The sequence below is a fragment of the Pseudovibrio sp. SCP20 genome, assembly GCF_057774105.1.
On record NZ_JBYMDH010000005.1, the window covers coordinates 39,425 to 55,761 of the forward strand.

The window sequence follows — 16,337 nt, forward strand, 5'->3', positions numbered from 1 at the left end:
ACACAAATTCTGAGGCCCGCCTTCCATTCTTTCGATTTGTGCAAAGTGAATTTCCATCCCTAGCTATAGCCGTTTTCAAATTGCGAGGTTTTAGTATGACCACCCGATTTACATGGTTGAAGACAATTGCTTACAGCGGCGCTCTGGCGCTTGTGATTACCGGCGGAGCCGCCAAGGCGGAACTGGCTGCCGACTGGCAAGGCACCGCCATTGAACTGTTTAACGCTGAGAAATGGCCGGGCGCCAAACGTCAGCGCACACTGGCTATTCTGCATACCGCCATGTTCGACGCAGCAAACGCAGTCGAAGGCATCTACACCCCATATGCATACACCGGTCCAAACAACCCGGATGCATCCGCAGAAGCAGCTGTGACCCAGGCTGCCGTTCATGTGCTCTCCACCTTGATGCCAGAGCGCAGAGACGAGTTGCTGGCCGCTGCCAAGCAACGCCTCGCAAACCTGAAGAACCCACAGTCCGGCATGGCATTGGGGCAAGCGGTTGCTGAGCAAATTCTGGCTACACGCGCATCAGACAACGCCGACTTTTCGACCGAGTACACTCCGGGTCCGGCAGAAGCTGGCGTCTATCAGCGCACCTCCACACGCGAGATGGTGGCTCCGAAGATCCGCGAGATGACACCATTTGTCCTGGCTTCCGCAACTCACTTCCGCGTGCCGCCGCCACCAGCGCTGGACAGCATGCAGTATCAGCGCGGTTTGAGCGAAGTGGTTGAGCTGGGTGGCAAGGAAACACAGACCAACGAAGAGAACGTCTTCATCGCCAAGCTTCATGCGGGGTCCGGCTCCGGTGCTTGGAACCAGATTGCTCGCAAAAGCAGTGCGTCTTGCGATCTGTCCATGCTGGAAGAAGCCCGCACCCTCGCGCTTCTCAACCTGGCTTTAACAGACGCACTGGTGGCTGGTTTCAACGCAAAATATGAGTACGCGTTGTGGCGTCCGCAGACAGCTATGGAAGCTCTGGGCAAGACCTACAAGCACCCAACTCTGAAGACCAATATGGAGTGGAGCTCACTGGTTCCTGCACCGATGCATCCTGAATATCCATGCCAGCACTGCACCAGTGGCAGTGCGGCTCAGGAGGTTCTGGAATCTGTCTTTGGCGACGGTGAAATGGCTTTCACCTTCAACGGCAAGGGTGGCCTTTCCAAGGACTATGTCAGCTTCCAGCAATTTGCAGAGGAAGAGTCAGAGTCCCGCGTACTGGGTGGTGTTCACTACCGCCGTTCCAACGCTGTAGGCGACATGCTGGGCTACCAGATCGGCTCCTATGTGGCTGAAACGGCTCTGCAACCGCTGAAACCAATCAACGCAACAAACAAATGTGCAAGCAGCCGCTAAGTCAGCTCCTCCTGACTTAGCTTGCACTCGCAGGCCGCACTCCAATCCCCTCGCGGCCTGCTTTTTTTATCACCCCAGAAAAGGGAGCACATGCAAGCGCCACTTCCGGCAAAGCACCCGCAGATCTAAAGGAACAGGTACTATGGAAAATCGAACAGGTTTAGCACTCCGCATTCTCTTTGTTGGCATTGGCGCCACGCTCTTCATGGATATCTGGGCCGTAGCAGCAGATAGCCTTTTTGGCATCCCGCAGAGCAACTTCTCGGTCGTGGGCCGCTGGATGGGGCATATGCTGGATGGGCAGTTCATGCACGAAAGCATCCGCCGGGCCGCTCCCATTGCAGGAGAAAGCGCCATTGGTTGGACAGCACATTACATCATCGGCGTTATTTTCGTGGCCGCGTTTGTGATGATCTTCGGCACGCATCAGCTACAGAAACCCTCTTTGATCCTGACCATTTTGTTCGGCGTTGCCATGATCGTGTTTCCGTTCTTCGTCATGCAGCCAGCATTGGGCGCGGGCATTATGGCATCCAACCGTCCAAACCCGGACTTTGCTCGCCTGAAGAGCCTGATGACGCATTTCTCATTCGGACTGGGAATGTACGTGGCGTTTTGGATTCAAACCAAGGTTTTCAAACCAGTTGAGACCCCTGTTTCCTCCGCATCCTGATAGTTTCAGGATCACGAGAAAGCCCGCCGTTCTTCGGAGCGGCGGGCTTTTTGCTGGTTAGGTTCAGCGCTTAACTGAGCTCAAGCTCTCTGCGCACCTGATACTGTGGCAGGTGCTTTTTGATCTGCTCCACCACCACTTCAGGATCAGGCAGCGACTGGTGGCCGTGGATCTTGCCCATATGCGGGTCAAAGTTCTCCCGCCATACCGGATCACACACCTCATAGCCATCCTCACGGATTTGCGCCACGTTGCGTTTTACAGAGGCCTTCTTCCACATTGGACCGCCCATAACCGGGAAGAACAGCACAGGGAACTCGGCTGCCAGAATGACTGTGGTCAGGCGGTTCAGGGAAGAACCATGCGCTACGGCAGAGAGCGTGTTCGCAGTGGCTGGCATGACGGCGAGAATGTCGTGCTCCGCTGCAATTCGGCCTGGCTTGTCTGTCGCCCAGTCCTTTGGGTTATCACCGCATATCACCCGGTCCACAAACAGCGCGATGCTGTCCATGTTCACAAAGTTGATGGCATTGGGGGTGAACATGGCAGTGAGCGAGCAATCAATCGAATTCTTGATTTCACGCAGATAGTTGGGCAGTAGTGTTGCATCCAGAGATGCACTGGCACCGATCAAAATACGGGCCTTGTCGGGTGTCTCATTGGTGACCATGGAAATATCCTCTCTGTAGAAATTCATTTCAAAATGATGGAGGTCCCGCGCGATTGGCGTCATTGCGGAGTCTGCTGAACCCTAGGGGAGGTTGTTGTACAGCTCAGCCAGCTCATCGCGCGGTGTCTTTTTTCTGGGGCCAGATGACCTCAAATCAGGCGGGATATTCCAATTGTTTCTTTGAATTGCTCTCCTCAGGTTTCTTGAGGACGAGCCCTCAGCAATTCTGATACCCAGCCTCAGAACTTCCGATGTGCAATGAGAATGTAGTGCTGGCACAGTTCCGCTCAACAAGAGCCGCAGGGCTGCTGGATCTGGAGGGTTTGATGTCGAAAGCGGAAGTCAAAACCATTTGCATTGCAGGCGCCAGCGGTTTGGCCGGAGCCTATATGGTCAAGGAAGCCCTAGCTCGCGGCTACCGTGTCAACGGCACCCTGCGCGACATCTCCCAGCTCGATAAAGTCAGCGGTTTAATGCGCTTGCCCGGCGCAGCAGAACGGCTTCACCTGTTTTCAGCAGACACCTCAGAGCCTGAGAGTTTTGATGCGCCTTTAACGCAAGCTGAGGCGGTGTTCATCGCCTGCATTCCAACGCTCAAACATGGAGCGGATGGAACACCTGCCGCCGAACTAGACCGCGAGCGCGGCATGAGCGAGATCATTCGCCCAGCTGAGCAAGCCTGCTTGGGTATCCTGAACACGGCGCAGAGACAAGGCGCAAAGACTGCTGTTCTTTGCTCCAGCACCGCTTCTGCAGAGCCAGCCACACCGTCCTTTGAAAAGCACGAGGACAGAGACATTTCTGACGCTGAGATGCAGATCAAGCAGAGGAAATATGCTCAGGCCCAAAAGACCGTGATGGAGGCAACCGCAGAAGCCTTCACTGAAGAGCATGGCATGCGGCTTTGTACGTTTTTGCCAAGCATGATGGTGGGTGCTCCGCTTTTGCCGTCTCACCTGAAAGGCCATGTTCTCAGTTTTCTTGCAAAACTGCGTCACGGCAAAACTGGTTGGCACAGCACAGTTCCAGCAGGCTCCATGTCGCTGACCTCACCAGATGATCTGGCGAAGATGTCTATGGCAGCACTGGAGAACCCAAAGGCAGCAGGCCGATACTTTGCGCTCAGCGGAAGCTGGAGCTGGGCACGGATTTATCAGGAGATTGCGGAGTACGTGCCGCTGGAAGCACTCCCTGCCCCGCTTGGCAAAGACCCGGAACCACCGACACGCTTTGACTTCAGCAAGCGCGACAGCCTTGGAGTTCCGCTGCGAGGCATTCAGCAGATGTTCGCCGAGTTTTATGAGGCCTACGAGCATGTCAGGCTCGCGCCGCAAGCCTGATCTCTCTTACTTCAACGGGATGCGTGCTTTCTGTACGCTGTTGCGCCAAACAAACTTGGCAGGCAGTTTCACCGTTTCGGTGTCTGGCTGCTCTGTAGTGCACCATTCAAGACACTTCTCGATGATCTGATCCGTTGGCTGCGCGAAGGTGGTCAGATCGTACCCTTCCCACTCTGCCTGCGCGATATCATCAAAGCCGATGACAGAAAGATCGTCTGGTGTGCGTAGGCCAAACCGTTGACGTGCAGCATCAATCACACCGCAGGCAATCAGGTCAGTTGTACAGAAAATGCCATCAGGACGGTCTTCCCTATCCAGCAGTGCAGTGCCCAGTTCCAGACCGGCCTGATAGGACGTGAGGCCGCCCACTTCGCTCAGAACCTCAACCCCAGCTTCTTCAGCTGCATCCACAAAGCCTTTCTGGCGTTCAAGAATGCTCCAGGTCGCGTTTGCGGAGTTTGCAAGGGCGATTCGCTTGCATCCTGCACGCAAAAGAGCCTTCAGCGCGGTCTTACCAGCAGCTCTGTTATCTGGCCCAATCTGCAGAGAACCGGGGAAGTCTTCCTCACGGTTGATCAACACCAGCTTCATGCCATTGCTAAAACATGTGTCGGCTAAGGAGGGGTCCGGTGCACCAGACAAAATGATCGCTGCTTCTGTGCGAAAACTGATTGCTTGCAGCAAAGCATCCTTCACACGCTCCTCATATCCACTGGTGTTGATAAGCATTGTTACCTTGCCAGCGGCCTGTAGCTTGTCAGAGAGTTCAGCGATCATCGCAGAGCGGTGCGGCGTATCAATCTCGGCTGCGATGAGCGCCACGATGCCACTCTCAGAGCGGTTGAGGCTGCTTGCAAGGCGGTTTACGCGGTACCCTAGTATTTCTGCGGATTTCAATACCTTAGCGCGTGTAGCGGCGGAAACACTGGCCCCCGGAGTGAAGGTTCTGGACACTGAAACACGGGAGACACCTGCGTGGCGCGCCACGTCCTCAGCCCTGACCTGCTGCTTTCTTGAAGACACTTTTTCCGACATCAAATTTCGCTGATTTTTGTACACGGTTGCATCTCCATATCAGGAAATATCCATAAAATAAATTAGTCTTTCTTGGAATAAAGTTGACATTGCAAAAATTTAGCCGACTATATTATGTACACGTGTACACAACGTGTTTGGGAGGAGTTATTATGAAATCCATTAAGACAGCTTTGTTGGGTGCAACCCTTATTGTGGGTGCAGGTGCAAGCGCGGCTTCAGCAGATGAACTGAGCATGATCTGTTCTGCTGACAACGCACTTTGTGAAAAGCTCGCAGCAAAGTTTGAAGAAAAGACAGGTACTGACGTCAGCATGATCCGTCTTTCTTCAGGTGAAGCTTATGCAAAGATCCGTGCAGAAGCTCGCAATCCGCAGACGGACGTATGGTGGGGTGGTACCGGTGATCCGCATCTGCAGGCAGCAAACGATCAGCTCTCAGTGGCTTACAAGTCGCCAATGCTTGAAGAACTTCTTCCATGGGCTGTTGCTCAGGCAGAAACTTCTGGCTACCGCACTGTAGGCGTGTACTCCGGCGCACTTGGCTGGGGCTACAACAAAGAGATCCTCGCGAAAAAGGGCATTGAAGGTCCTAAGTGCTGGTCTGACCTGCTCAACCCTGCTCTGAAGGGTGAGATCTCTATTGCAGATCCTAACTCTTCCGGCACTGCTTACACCGCGCTTGCTACTCTCGTTCAGCTGATGGGTGAAGAAGAAGCCTTCGAATACCTGTTGGCTCTGGGCAAGAACGTTTCACAGTACACCAAGTCTGGCTCCGCACCTGTTAAGGCTGCAGCCCGCGGTGAAGCAGGCCTCGGCATCGTGTTCATGCACGACGCTGTAAAGCAGGCAGAAGCAGGCTTCCCAATCGAGGTTGTCGCGCCATGTGAAGGCACCGGTTACGAAATCGGCTCCATGTCTCTCATCGATGGTTCGCCAAACCCAGATGCTGCAAAAGTATTCTACGATTGGGTGCTCACTCCAGAAGCACAGAACCTGATGGCTGAAACTGGTTCCTACCAGATCCCATCCAACAAGGGTTCTACTCAGCCAGAAGCAGCTCCGAAGCTCGAAAATGTACGTCTGATCGACTACGATTTTGCTGAATACGGAAGCAGCGACCGCCGCAGAAACCTGCTGGCACGCTGGGACATGGAAGTTGGCGCTGCTGCAAACTGATTGAGATCGGGGCGGGCTGAAGCCTGCCCCGTTTCCCCAAAAAATCTGGTTCTTTCCAAATGACAAATGAAAATCGTCGGCTGGACCTCGCACTCATATGCGGCGTCCTTGGGTTGTTTATATTGCCTTGGTTCCACATTCGCAGCGGCTTTTTTGGCGGCGAATGGGTTCTGGATTTCCTGAGCAAAGAGCGCTATTGGCCGGGCTTTTTCCAGCTTTTCCTTGGAAAGCTGCAATTGCTCCCAGTGTTTGTTCTTGTTGGTGCTGCAGGTTATCTGCGCTTGAAGGCTAAGCCGGGTCGCCGTGGCAAAACCATTGCCATGATCGGTGCTCTGGGCTTGTTCTGGATGGTGCTGGAAGGTCTCTCCATCGGCCTGCGCGGCTGGAACTGGAGCGTGCTGGAGGCAATGTTTGGCCAGGTAGATGGTCAGCCTGCGTTCGGTGCCGGTGCGGTTCTTCTTGCTCTCACATTCACCACTTTCATTTCATTTGGTCTTGCTGAAAAGGGCGCTCTCAAAGGCGACGCGATCGTTCTGACTGCCGTCTCCCTTTTGATCCTGCTTGTAGCGACCTTTGTTTTCTATCCAATTCTGTCTATGTTCGCCGGCGCCTTTCAGGACTTCCGCGGCAACTTCTCGACAGATGGTGTGGCCCGCAACATCGTTGATCCGCAGATCTGGTCACTCGGCTGTCTGGCTGGCAAGTCCTGTGGCATCGCGTGGCGCACACTGTTCCTTGCTCTTGCGACAGCTGCTGGCTCTACCTTGCTGGGTCTTGCCTTCGCGCTGATCGTAACACGTACGCAGATGCCATTCCGCAAAGGTCTGCGCATCCTCAGCATCCTGCCAATCATCACCCCTCCATTCGTGATTGGTCTGTCCCTGACGCTGATGCTGGGCCGTACAGGTTTTGTGACTGAAGCTATTGAAGCTGCAACCGGACTTGAGCTGGGCCGCTGGATTTACGGTCTGCCAGGCATCTGGATTGCGCAGATGCTCAGCTTCACTCCAATCTCCTTCCTCGTTCTGGTTGGCGTTGTTGAAGGCATCAGCCCGTCACTGGAAGAAGCAAGTCAGACCATGCGTTCTGGCCGCTGGAGAACCTTCCGCAAAGTATCCCTGCCGCTGATGGCACCGGGTCTGGCAAACGCCTTCCTGATCGGCTTCATCGAGTCCATGGCTGACTTCGGCAACCCGATGGTTCTGGGCGGCAACGGCGGTGTGCTCTCAACTGAAATCTTCTTCGCGGTTGTTGGTGCACAGAGCGATCCATCCCGTGCAGCCGTTCTGGCGATCATCCTGCTTGGCTTCACACTCTCCGCGTTCTTTGCGCAGCGTATGTGGCTTGGTAAGCGTAACTTCGCGACAGTAACCGGTAAGGGCGATGGTGGCCGCTATGCGAAACTGCCAAAGCGTATCTCTATCCCAGTCGGCACAATCGTTGCTCTATGGAGCCTGTTCACTGTAGCTGTATACGGCCTGATCCTGTTCGGTGGCTTCGTGAAAGTCTGGGGTCTGGACCACAGCGTGACGCTGGCGCACTACATCACCGCATTCTCCATCTCGTTCGAAAATGGCTTTGCCTTCACCGGTGTTGCGTGGAATAGCTTCTGGACCACAATGTGGATCGCTCTTGCAGCAGCTCCTTTGACTGCCGCAGTTGGCATCCTGTCCGCATGGCTCATCGTTCGTCAGGACTTCCCAGGCAAATCCGCCTTTGAATTTGGCCTGATGATGAGCTTTGCAATTCCGGGCACCGTGATTGGTATCAGCTACATCCTCGCGTTCAACCTGCCGCCGCTGCAGATGACCGGTACAGCTCTGATCCTGATCTTCTGCTTCGTGTTCCGCAACATGCCTGTGGGCGTACGCGGCGGTGTGGCAGCGATGTCCCAGCTGGATAAGAACCTGGATGAAGCATCCCTGACACTGGGTGCAAACAGTGCCCGCACGCTGAAGAAAGTGATCCTGCCGCTGCTGCGTCCAGCCATTCAGGCGGCACTGGTTTACAGCTTCGTGCGTGCAATCACATCCATCTCTGCGGTCATTTTCCTTGTGAGCGCAAAATACAACATGGCGACGGCCTATGTGGTCGGTCTGGTTGAAAACGGCGAATACGGCGTGGCAATTGCCTACAGCTCCGTCCTCATCTTCGTGATGGTCACCGTCATTCTCATCTTCCAGCTTCTGGTGGGTGAAAGAAAACTCCGTCGTCCAGAAACTACTCAAAAATCTCCTGCTCAGGGTAAACTGAAGGAAGCCGCAGCATGACACATGCAAAATTTGGTCAGGTCCGCTTCGAAAATGTCGGCAAAAACTACGGCGACTTTACTGCAATCCCGGATCTCAATCTGGTTATTGAACCGGGCCAGCTGGTAACCCTTCTGGGGCCATCCGGATGTGGCAAGACAACAACCCTGCGTATGATTGCAGGGTTGGAGACCCCAACATCTGGTCGCATCATGATTGGGGGGGATGACGTTACCCGTCTTCCACCAAACCAGCGTGACGTTTCCATGGTGTTCCAGTCCTACGCCCTGTTCCCACATATGACTGTGCTGGAGAACGTGAAGTACGGTCTGGAGTCCAGCGGCTTCAAAGATGCAGAAGAGATGGCTCTGAAAGGGCTGGATCTTGTTGGCCTCCGGGAAAAGGCACCGCGTCTTCCTTCCGAGCTTTCCGGTGGTCAGCAGCAGCGTGTGGCTGTGGCGCGTGCGCTCGTTCTGGAGCCGCAGGTTCTGCTGCTTGATGAGCCACTCTCCAACCTGGACGCCCGCCTGCGCCGTTTGGTGCGTACCGAGATCCGTGAAATCCAGCAGCGCCTTGATTTCACAGCCGTTTACGTAACACACGACCAGGAAGAAGCGCTTGCAGTTTCCGACCGTATCGTTGTGATGCGCGACGGTATCATCGAGCAGGACGGCACGCCTTATGAGCTCTACGAGAGCCCAGCTTCCGAGTTCATTGCTGACTTTATCGGCGAAGCAAACATTCTCGACTGTGACATCAGCAGCGTGAATGCAGACACCGCGAATGTTGTTGTTGGTGGCAAAGGCTTTGACCTGCGCAGCAGGAACCATAGCGTTGGCAAAGGTAAGCTGGCAGCGCGTGCGAACTCCATTAAGCTGAGCAAAGAAGTGAACGGTGGTCTGACCGGTAAGATCAAGAGCGCGGCTTATCTGGGGGATCACTTCCAGTACGAGGTGCTCAGCGATCTTGGTCAGCTGTTCGTGATTGACAACAACACCGATGAACTGCTCGGCAACGGAACCTCTGTTGGCATCGATTTTGATGCACGTGGTCTTGCACTGATTGGCGGTAAGTAATGTTGACAGATGCCGTTCTAGACCAAGCTGCAGAGCTGGAAAAACGCTTCAACGCAGCCCAGAAAATGGCTGATGAAGCGTCAGTGCTCGCGCTTGAACACTTCGCCAATCGTGGTGATCTGAACATCGACACGAAGCGGCATCCTCAGGATGTCGTTTCAGAAGCTGACAAGGCCGTGGAGCAGAAAATCCGCGGTCTGATCGCAGAGCACTTCCCTGAGGATGCGTTGCTCGGTGAGGAGTTCGGCTTCGTGGAAGGAACAACCGGCTACACCTGGGTCATCGATCCAATTGACGGAACTGCTCCTTTTCTCAATGGCTTACCAGGGTGGTGCGTGTGCATCGCCGTCATGGACAAAGACGGTGCCGCCATCGGCATCATCGATGTTCCGGTCCTCAAGGAGCGCTTTGCGGCCATGCGCGGCAAAGGCACCACTCTCAACGGTTCCCCTGTGCGGGTGACCGATCGATTTAACCTGCAGACCGGCATGCTGGGCGTGGGCGCGAATGATCGCGTGGCACCTGCGCAGGTCGGTAAAATGTTCGAAGACCTTATGTCCGCAGGCGTGAGCTACACTCGTTATGGCTCCGGTGCATTAATGTTGGCATGGGTCGCTGCGGGGCGCTTGGTTGGCTACGTTGAGCCGCGCATGTCTGCCTGGGACTGCATGGCTGCATACTGCCTAATCATCGAGGCTGGCGGAAAAATTCTCCCATTTCCGGTCGCTGAGAACCCAAGCGCCCCGTATCCTGTATTGGGCGCTGCCCCACAGGTTTTCGATGAGGTTCTGGACCTCACCAATCTAACTCAGTTCGCCTAATCTCCCGAGTAGTCAATGAGTTAGCAAAACTTGCAGGCGCTGTTCACCCAGAGCAGCGCCTGTTTTTTTTGTGCTCAGATGAACAGCAGCACCCCGCCGCCACCGATCAGCCCACCGCGGATAAGTGGTGAGAACGGCGCAATCACGCCATAAGAAATCGCAGAGAGCGCGAGCCCCACTTTCACCATTGCCAGCAGAGACCAGGCCGGCGAGCTCACCAGAGTGATCAGTGTCGGATTTGCTATCATTCCCAATGGGATAAGATAGAGACCGATCCCCAGTGCCATGGCGAACAAGGCCACCTTCAGCCAGTTCTCATTGACCATCCCAGCGGCGATAAACACCGCCCCGCAAACTGGAGGGGTGATGGTGGATAAGAGCGCAAACCAGAACACGAACAGGTGCGCCTGCAGCGGCTCCAATCCGATATCAATCAGCGCCGGACCAGCAACGGAAACGCAGATCACATAGGCTGCCGTTGTTGGCACTTCCATGCCTAATACCATGCAGGCAAGTGCTGTCAGCAGCAGTGCGGGCCACAACATACCGCCGGAGCCGGAGAGGATAAGTGAGGTGATCTTCACCCCAAGACCCGTCACCCCAAGGGTACCGATGATGATGGACGCACAGAGGATAATCGAGGCGATCATCGCCACCTGTTTGCCGGAGTTCATTAGCGCCTGCTCATAGCGCGCACCGATTTTCCGCAGGTCCAGCTTGAAGTTCTTGTCGATCAGCAGCAGCGCCACAGCCACCATAATGGACAGGCACGCCGCATACTGAGGGGTATAACCCAGCACGAACATGGCCCAGAGCAGCACCGTAAACGGCACAAGGAAGAACAGCGACGTGATGATAACCGAGCGCGTATCCGGCTGATCTTCTGGCGCCAGTCCCTTCAGGTCATAGCGTCGGGCAAAGGCATTAATCCCCATCCAAACCGCGAAAAAGTACAGGAATGCGGGCAAAATCGCAGCTGCCATAATGCCGGTGTACGGCACGCCGGTCAGCTCCACCATCACAAACGCCCCTGCCCCCATCAGCGGCGGCATGATTTGTCCCCCTGAGGAAGCCACAGCTTCCACGGCGGCGGCAAGTGCACGCGGATAGCCCAGCTTGGTCATGGCAGGCAGTGTGATTGCACCGGTAGACGCCACGTTGGCAGACGCAGAGCCGGAGATGGAACCGAACAAAGCCGATGAAATCACTGAAACTTTTGCCGTTCCACCTTTCAGCTTACCAGCGGCGGCAGCGGCCACATTCATGAATCCAGCGCCTGCTTCACCGGCATTCAGGAACGCACCGAAGATCACGAAGATCGCGACGACACCGACAGATACTCCCGTCAGCTTGCCCCATAATCCCCCTTCTGCAATGGTCATCGTGCCGAGGAAACTCTCCAGCGGAACGCCAGCGTAGCCAAACTCACCGGGGATATGTTGCCCAAACATGCCATAGGCCAGCGCGATCAAAGCCACCAGCGGCAGCGGCCAACCGATGGCGCGCCGTGCCATTTCAAGCACCGTAATCAGCAGGCCAAGAGCTAGATAAACCTGAAAATCATCAATAAGATAGCCGTACTGATCGCCAAGGGCAGAGTGGTTCCACGCAATCCAGCCAGCGGCAAACACACCAAAGGCTGTGAGCACATAACCCGTCACCTTTTCAAGGGGATTACGTGCCATCAGGATCAGCGCCCATGGCAAAGCCAGTGCCATATGCAAAGGACGGCTGACCAGATTGGGAACCAGACCGGAGAAGATCAGACCCAGATGAAACAGCACGGTGGCCAGACCGAGCACCAGCCAGATGGAACGGTGAATTCTATTCAACGAAATAACCTAGAATGAGAAAGGCCCGAAGTGTACTCCGGGCCTGAATGTTTGATGAAATGAATGCGCTTAGCGCTGTGCGTCGGTGATGGTGTAACCAACTTCATCGTAGAACTTCAGAGCGCCCGGATGGATCTTGCCGCTGATGTTGCTCAGCAGATCCTTGTCCACGCCGTTCCACCATGCTGCGCCCTTGCCCATTTTTGCTTTCTGATCCCAGAAGCTCTTGGTCAGCGCGTAGGCGGTATCATCATCCATCTGCGTTGTTGTGTAAGCCACCACTGGCAGAGAGGTTGTTGTGATGTCAGCATCCTGACCAGCATAAGTGCCAGCCGGGATCACCAGTTTGGTGCGCTTGGTCTGGGCGATCTGATCATCAGAAAGAGACAGAACATTCACGCCAGTCCCTGCAGCCGCTTCAATCACGTTTGGTGCCGGATAGGAGCCTGCAGTCACAAAGCCATCAATCTGGCCGTTTTTCAGTGCAGGCACTGCGTTGGAAAGTTCCACATCTGCCAGTTCCACCTGACCTTCAAGACCAAACAATTTCAGGTACTTAGCGCCTTCTTTTGCACCAAAGGAGCCTTTACCGATGAGGATTTTCTTACCCTTCATGTCAGCAAAGCTCTCAATGCCGCTGTCTTCGCCAACCACAAAGTGCATGGTCAGAGACGGGATTGGGAACAGCGCGCGGATTTCACCGAACTTTGGATTGGCACGCTTTTCAAACATCGCCTTGCCGCCCTTGGCGAGCTTAACCAGCACTGGCGGAGTGGTGAAAACGTAGTTGCCAGGACGAACGGCTGCTTCCATCACGTTCTGAACAGAACCCTGACTTTCTTCAACGGTGACGATGATATCCCCGTTAGAAGCTTCCTTCATCGCTTCGGCAATCTGAACCGCCATCTGGTAATAAGAGGATGAGGTTTTTGCTGACTTATAAGTAACGCGGGTTTCCGCTTGAGCACTGAATGAAAACGCGACAAGTGCTGCAGCAGCCACGCAGGAATGTAATAGTTTCATGGATCATCCTCTGGAACGACAAATGCTTAAAATTGCTGAGAGATTTTATCGAGTATATGAGGTCTTTCAAGTAGGGGGATCAGCTTACCATCGCTCTGAGACGGAAATTTTCTCATGAATGCATGACAGAACGAACAGCTTGCGCGATTTTGCGCAGTTTTGCGTTTTTTACGCGAAATCTGCGTTCCTACGTTAAATGACAGGGCAATCATATCAGGAGACCGTTTCTGTCCAAATTCTCCTGAAACGCATCCTTCGGTAACAGACGAAAATGCTCTCCGGTCATGTCAGCAGATAAAATCCGGTCTGCCCGAAATGTCCGCGGCCCGTTCCTCAGATGGTCAAATGCGATCACATACCAAACCGGATAATTGAGCATCAGGTAGTGCGGTTCGATGGTACGTTTGGATTCTGCCAGATCTTCACGCTGGTACTTGATGACCAAACTACCTTGATCAATGAACGCCTGATGCAGTGCTTGCACGACATGCTTGGGCGGCGGATTGATCGTTCGCTGCACATAGGTGGAGGCTGTGGAGCCAATCAGGATGCGCGCCTTCAGCCGATTCACCTTATGCCGCTTTTCCGGTGAGAACGACGCCACCAGCTGCCGCCGGACAGACCCCAGGCTCGCCAGAAACATGGGCGAGTCCATCTGCTCCGCCACCGCGATGCTGATCAGCAGATCGACTGCTTCTGGGTAAGCCAGGTTCATCCGGCCAACGCCCCAATTGCGGTCCAGACGAACGCCGCCACCACGACCGCGATCCGCATCAATGGGCAGGCCTTGCTCTCGCATCAGCTGAAGGTCTCGGGTGATCGTCCGTTCGCTGACCTCATGCTGAAGCGCCAGATCTTTGACCGTGCAAAGCTCCTCTTGCTTCAGCTGAACAGCCAGCATTTCCATCCGTCTTAATCTGCCATTTGAATTTGTGCGCGCCATCGAAAAAATAGGACATTAAATGTCCTATTTGTCAATAAAGTCGAGGTGACCTGAGTACAACACATAGGAAACACAGGATGAAAATTGGTTATTTCACAGTAGGCACCAACGACCGTGACGCCTCAACAAAGTTCTATGACTCCCTCTTTGAGCAGGCTGGACCAAAACGCATTGCCGAAACAGACAGGCTCACATACTGGCAGAACGAGGAGTTCGCTTTCGCAACCGCTCTGCCCATTGATGGCAAGCCCGCGACAAACGGAAACGGCACCATGGTCGGCTTTGGGGTAGGCTCTGCCGATGAAGTCAAGCGGCTCCACAAACTGGCCATTGAGCTTGGCGGAAGTGATGAAGGCGAACCAAACCAGCGCGGCCCCTACTTCTCCGCTTATGTGAGAGATCTGGACAAAAACAAACTCATCTTTTTCACCGAAGCCTTTAGCTGAATTAAGCTCTCCTAAACGAGTAAATTCAACAGGTTATCTGCGAGAATGCAGGTATTGCAATCTTTATACATAGGTCCCCCAATACCAACGGGAATGACGCATATAGGAAGCGGCTTTGACGCGAGGCCACTTCACGTTTCAGTTTCAATTGGGGGACCACATGAACACACCAAACGACGATCTTCAAAGCAAGATCAGCCAAATCAGAGAACGCCTACAACATCTGAAAAGCACGGATGCAAAACCGAAAGCCGTTGCAGGACCAAGCCTGAATCAAGCCCTTCAAGCCAGCGAACGCATGCTGTTTGGCGAGCTCAACCAAAAGGGCCTTTTGAAATCCGCCCCACCACAAACAGATCTTGAGGGAGGTAACATCGAGTTCGGTCTGGCCCTCTACTGGATCTTCAACCCACCCAAAGAATATGCGGATGAACTTGCAGTTATTAAAGAATTTCTGGAGTGGGAAGCGGGTGGACAGCTGCAGGCGCCCCTGCAGGGTGACTACAGCACTATCACAGAGCAAATCGAACTGGGCGGCTATGTCATGTCCGACGGTTCGATTTTGGGCACCGGTAAATACGAAATGGCTGATATCGGCTGGACCACCTGCCTCGCTTATGTTGCTTACTACAAACTCTTCCCAAGTGAGAAAGCCCCCTTCAACACCACGCCAGCAGGCGTCATCGATCTGGCTGCGAAGACGTCCAAAGACGAAATCAGCATTGCCATCCTTGGAGACTGGGGCACGGGTGATTACACCAGCGATGGTGGCCCCGCTAAAGCCGTAATGGATGCCATCAGCAACAGCCCTGTGATCGATAATCCCGACTACATCATCCATGTGGGAGACGTTTATTACGCAGGCACGCAATCCAGCGAAGAAGAAGCCAATCTTGTAAAGATGTGGCCCGCTGATCGCTTCTCTAATGGCAAGCAGGCTGGGACGTCTTTCACCCTCAACTCCAACCACGAAATGTATGACGGCGCGAACGGCTACTTCAACATCGCGCTCGACTCAGCGGGCACCCCGTTCAACGAGCAGCAGAAAGCCAGTTTCTTTGGATTGAAGTTCGGCGACTGGATGATGCTGGGTCTCGACAGCGCCTACTATTCTTCCGCTTCCACACTCTTCATGGATGGCACCTTGGGCGGTAGCCAATCGAGCGTTCAGAAGGACTGGTTGCAGCAGGTGGTTGGCGACAGAAAAGGTAAAGACGTCATCGTCCTTACCCATCACAACGCGATCAGCTTTGATGGCCTCAAACAAGAACCCTTGTGGGATGAGATGCTGAATGATCTCGGCGGCACACCGGACTATTGGTATTGGGGTCACGTGCACCTCGGCGTGGTCTACGGCGACCAACTGCCCGCGGCAAAAGGCAAGGATGGGCGGTTTGCGAAAGTCAGATGTTCCGGCAATGCCGCCATCCCCAATGGTGCACCGTCTGGGTTGGATGGCAAACCAAACATCAGCTATTACTCACATACGCCATTGAAAAATAAAGAACCTCGGGTCCGCAATGGCTTCGCTCTCATCAAGCTAACTCTTGATGGACAGATCACAGAGACCTTCTACGAAGTTTCAGATGGATCAGAACATCCGGTTGAAGTCTGGGCCTCATCTGACCAGACAGCGACGGTCTAATCAAACCACCGCCTCCATGTGAAAGCATCTGCCCGATCATGGAGG

Annotated in this window: 14 protein-coding genes; 9 read left to right on the top strand and 5 right to left on the bottom strand. The window is 54.2% G+C overall.

The window, feature by feature from the left end; all coding sequences use genetic code 11:
• Nucleotides 1-95 precede the first annotated feature (95 nt).
• Complete coding sequence (locus AC3CB2_RS18405; RefSeq protein WP_352935942.1) at nucleotides 96-1,361, top strand: vanadium-dependent haloperoxidase; 1,266 nt, start codon at nucleotides 96-98, stop codon at nucleotides 1,359-1,361.
• Nucleotides 1,362-1,503: 142 nt separating this feature from the next.
• Nucleotides 1,504-2,034: a DUF2938 domain-containing protein gene (locus tag AC3CB2_RS18410; RefSeq protein WP_352935940.1), complete on the top strand. Its 531-nt coding sequence runs from the start codon at nucleotides 1,504-1,506 to the stop codon at nucleotides 2,032-2,034.
• A 70-nt stretch (nucleotides 2,035-2,104) separates the two neighbouring features.
• On the opposite strand, the gene AC3CB2_RS18415 is transcribed toward AC3CB2_RS18410, so the two are convergent.
• Nucleotides 2,105-2,704, bottom strand: a complete 600-nt coding sequence (locus AC3CB2_RS18415; RefSeq protein ID WP_352935938.1) for a flavoprotein — start codon at nucleotides 2,702-2,704, stop codon at nucleotides 2,105-2,107.
• A gap of 326 nt (nucleotides 2,705-3,030) precedes the next feature.
• Between AC3CB2_RS18415 and AC3CB2_RS18420 the strand changes: the two genes are divergently transcribed.
• Nucleotides 3,031-4,044 carry an NAD-dependent epimerase/dehydratase family protein gene (locus tag AC3CB2_RS18420; RefSeq protein ID WP_352935935.1) on the top strand — a complete coding sequence of 338 codons (1,014 nt, stop codon included), beginning with the start codon at nucleotides 3,031-3,033 and terminating at the stop codon, nucleotides 4,042-4,044.
• A 6-nt stretch (nucleotides 4,045-4,050) separates the two neighbouring features.
• On the opposite strand, the gene AC3CB2_RS18425 is transcribed toward AC3CB2_RS18420, so the two are convergent.
• Complete coding sequence (locus AC3CB2_RS18425) at nucleotides 4,051-5,079, bottom strand: LacI family DNA-binding transcriptional regulator (RefSeq protein ID WP_352935932.1); 1,029 nt, start codon at nucleotides 5,077-5,079, stop codon at nucleotides 4,051-4,053.
• A 161-nt stretch (nucleotides 5,080-5,240) separates the two neighbouring features.
• Between AC3CB2_RS18425 and AC3CB2_RS18430 the strand changes: the two genes are divergently transcribed.
• The 4 genes from AC3CB2_RS18430 to AC3CB2_RS18445 are packed head-to-tail and all read left to right on the top strand — an operon-like array spanning nucleotide 5,241 to nucleotide 10,403.
• Nucleotides 5,241-6,257 (top strand): ABC transporter substrate-binding protein, encoded by a 1,017-nt coding sequence (locus AC3CB2_RS18430; protein WP_488389902.1) that lies wholly within the window; start codon nucleotides 5,241-5,243, stop codon nucleotides 6,255-6,257.
• Nucleotides 6,258-6,316: 59 nt separating this feature from the next.
• Nucleotides 6,317-8,527 (top strand): ABC transporter permease, encoded by a 2,211-nt coding sequence (locus AC3CB2_RS18435; protein ID WP_352935929.1) that lies wholly within the window; start codon nucleotides 6,317-6,319, stop codon nucleotides 8,525-8,527.
• Nucleotides 8,524-9,582: an ABC transporter ATP-binding protein gene (locus AC3CB2_RS18440; protein WP_008548949.1), complete on the top strand. Its 1,059-nt coding sequence runs from the start codon at nucleotides 8,524-8,526 to the stop codon at nucleotides 9,580-9,582. Before AC3CB2_RS18435 ends, AC3CB2_RS18440 begins: the two co-directional genes overlap by 4 nt.
• Nucleotides 9,582-10,403 carry an inositol monophosphatase family protein gene (locus AC3CB2_RS18445; RefSeq protein WP_352935926.1) on the top strand — a complete coding sequence of 274 codons (822 nt, stop codon included), beginning with the start codon at nucleotides 9,582-9,584 and terminating at the stop codon, nucleotides 10,401-10,403. The genes AC3CB2_RS18440 and AC3CB2_RS18445 overlap by 1 nt, the downstream gene beginning before the upstream one ends.
• Before the next feature lie 74 nt (nucleotides 10,404-10,477).
• Here the strand turns inward: AC3CB2_RS18445 and AC3CB2_RS18450 are convergent, their stop codons facing one another.
• The 3 genes from AC3CB2_RS18450 to AC3CB2_RS18460 form a co-directional block, all read right to left on the bottom strand.
• Nucleotides 10,478-12,235 carry a TRAP transporter permease gene (locus tag AC3CB2_RS18450; RefSeq protein WP_352935924.1) on the bottom strand — a complete coding sequence of 586 codons (1,758 nt, stop codon included), beginning with the start codon at nucleotides 12,233-12,235 and terminating at the stop codon, nucleotides 10,478-10,480.
• 69 nt (nucleotides 12,236-12,304) lie between these two features.
• Entirely contained in the window at nucleotides 12,305-13,258 is a 954-nt protein-coding gene (locus tag AC3CB2_RS18455) for a TAXI family TRAP transporter solute-binding subunit (RefSeq protein ID WP_352935922.1), read from the bottom strand.
• 208 nt (nucleotides 13,259-13,466) lie between these two features.
• The gene (locus AC3CB2_RS18460; protein ID WP_352935920.1) at nucleotides 13,467-14,165 is read right to left on the bottom strand and encodes a helix-turn-helix transcriptional regulator; all 699 of its coding nucleotides are present in this window, start codon (nucleotides 14,163-14,165) and stop codon (nucleotides 13,467-13,469) included.
• Between the two features lie 113 nt (nucleotides 14,166-14,278).
• Here AC3CB2_RS18460 and AC3CB2_RS18465 point away from each other — a divergent pair, with 113 nt between their 5' ends.
• Both AC3CB2_RS18465 and AC3CB2_RS18470 read left to right on the top strand, forming a co-directional pair.
• Complete coding sequence (locus AC3CB2_RS18465) at nucleotides 14,279-14,647, top strand: VOC family protein (RefSeq protein ID WP_075699125.1); 369 nt, start codon at nucleotides 14,279-14,281, stop codon at nucleotides 14,645-14,647.
• A gap of 160 nt (nucleotides 14,648-14,807) precedes the next feature.
• Complete coding sequence (locus tag AC3CB2_RS18470) at nucleotides 14,808-16,292, top strand: metallophosphoesterase family protein (protein WP_352935918.1); 1,485 nt, start codon at nucleotides 14,808-14,810, stop codon at nucleotides 16,290-16,292.
• The last annotated feature ends 45 nt before the right edge of the window (nucleotides 16,293-16,337 follow it).